Origin of the sequence: Okeania sp. SIO2B9 (assembly GCF_010672505.1) — a bacterium.
Taxonomy (GTDB): Bacteria; Cyanobacteriota; Cyanobacteriia; order Cyanobacteriales; family Microcoleaceae; genus Okeania; species Okeania hirsuta.
Window position 1 is genome coordinate 1 of record NZ_JAAHGK010001474.1, and the last position, 1,729, is coordinate 1,729.

Here is a 1,729-nt window from a genome sequence, read left to right on the forward strand (position 1 = left end):
TAAGTAACGATATTACTATAGATAGTAGTGGCAATGCTTATATAACTGGCGATACTCGCTCCGCTGACTTTCCCACTGAAAATGCAGTACAAAATTCTTTAGGTGGGGACCGAGATATATTCATTACCCAACTTAATAGTGACGGTAGCGACCTAATTTTTTCCACTTACTATGGTGCGGTAGATGGAGATACTGGTAATAGCATTGCCGTAGATGAAGTGGGCAACATTTATGTAGGAGGATCTTCCGGTAGTCAAATTATCGGAGGTGATGCAGTAGTACCCCCAGTTGGAGAATTTCCCACTGTTAATGCTTTGCAAGATAATTTTGCTGGGGGTGAAAGTGATGGAATTTTAATGAAAATTAATAGCGATCGCTCTGTTGGATATGCGACTTATTTAGGTGGAGCAAATTTTGAGTCTATTGAGGGTCTTGATATTGATGGGGTCGGTAATACTTATATTATTGGTAACGATAATTTTGCCGATGCTTTTGTCAGAAAAATATCTAACGATGGTGGAACTGTAGAATATTCAATTTCCTTTGAGACCAACAATAATTTGGGTATATTTGGCAATGACATTGCAGTAGACGAAGTTGGTAACGCTTATATTGTCGCTTCCAGCAACTCCACTGCTTTTCCTGAATTTATTCCAGGTGGTAGTAGTACAGCGAACGATATTTTTGTTGCGAAACTAAACTCTAGTAGTCAACCTCCAAATATTCCCTTTCCCAATATTCCTAGCAGTTTCAACGAAAATCTTTACTTGCTAGAAAATTCCGGTGTAGCAGATGCTGTGACAAATGGTTTATTTAATAACGGGTTTGAACATTGGTTAGAATTTGGTTTTTTAGAAGGGCGATCGCCTCAGTTTGCTTTTGATGAAGAATTTTATCTGGCCACTTACCCAGTAATTGCTGATGCAGTGGCAAATGGTTTGTTTATCAATGGGTTAGAACATTACATTCGGTTTGGCCAAACTGAAGGACGTCAAGCAGTTGCATAATTAGGGTTTGCTGAAAAAGTCTTTTTTTAAGGAGTAGGGGAGTAGGGGAGTAGGGGAGAATTTTTTTGCCTAACTATCGCCCAAAATACGCTCCTTTTTGAGCATAAAGCAGCTCAAAACTAGGTACTTTTTCCAGAGTAAAAAAGGCTAAAACCTTTACCTATAAATGCTTTGAGATTAGATCGGTAAGCCCTAATTATCTAGAAATATTCGAGCATTTTATCATTTCTCTTATGGGTTTAATACCCCCACCGTCAACGGGGGTGCTCAAAATTATTTGGGGTGAGTAGACGCGGAGCAGTAGGTCGCCCTTCTATCCATAAGCAATTTTCCCTTCTGCCTTCTGCCTTCTGCCTTCTGCCTTCTTCAATCAAATTAATCCTACTTTTCTCAGAGCTTTTTCTGCCGCCCGTTTTTCAGCTTCTTGTTTACGACGCCCTTTTCCAAGACCATATAACTTTCCCCTAACTTTAACTTCAGCAGTGAATATTTTGGCATGATCCGGACCTTCTCCATTATTAGATTCATATTGAGGATTTTCTCCAAATTTTGCCAATGCCCACTGTTGAAATTTACCTTTAGTATCTACTAAATCATCTGTTTGTACATCACTTTCTGAATCTGGAAAAATTATTTCATCTGCAACGGGTTGAAAAAGTTTTTTCACAAAAGGGCGAACTTTAGTCAAAGTTGAATCTAGAAAAAAGGCTCCAATTATTGTA

Annotated in this window: 2 protein-coding genes; one reads left to right on the forward strand and one right to left on the reverse strand. The window is 38.7% G+C overall.

Annotated features, from left to right (window positions below; all coding sequences use genetic code 11):
- On the forward strand, positions 1–1,007 hold a 1,007-nt coding region (locus F6K13_RS31825; protein ID WP_287289685.1), incomplete at its 5' end, for an SBBP repeat-containing protein.
- Positions 1,008–1,377: 370 nt separating this feature from the next.
- On the opposite strand, the gene F6K13_RS31830 is transcribed toward F6K13_RS31825, so the two are convergent.
- A partial coding sequence (locus F6K13_RS31830) for a putative dsRNA-binding protein (RefSeq protein ID WP_287289687.1) occupies positions 1,378–1,729 on the reverse strand: 352 nt, incomplete at its 5' end.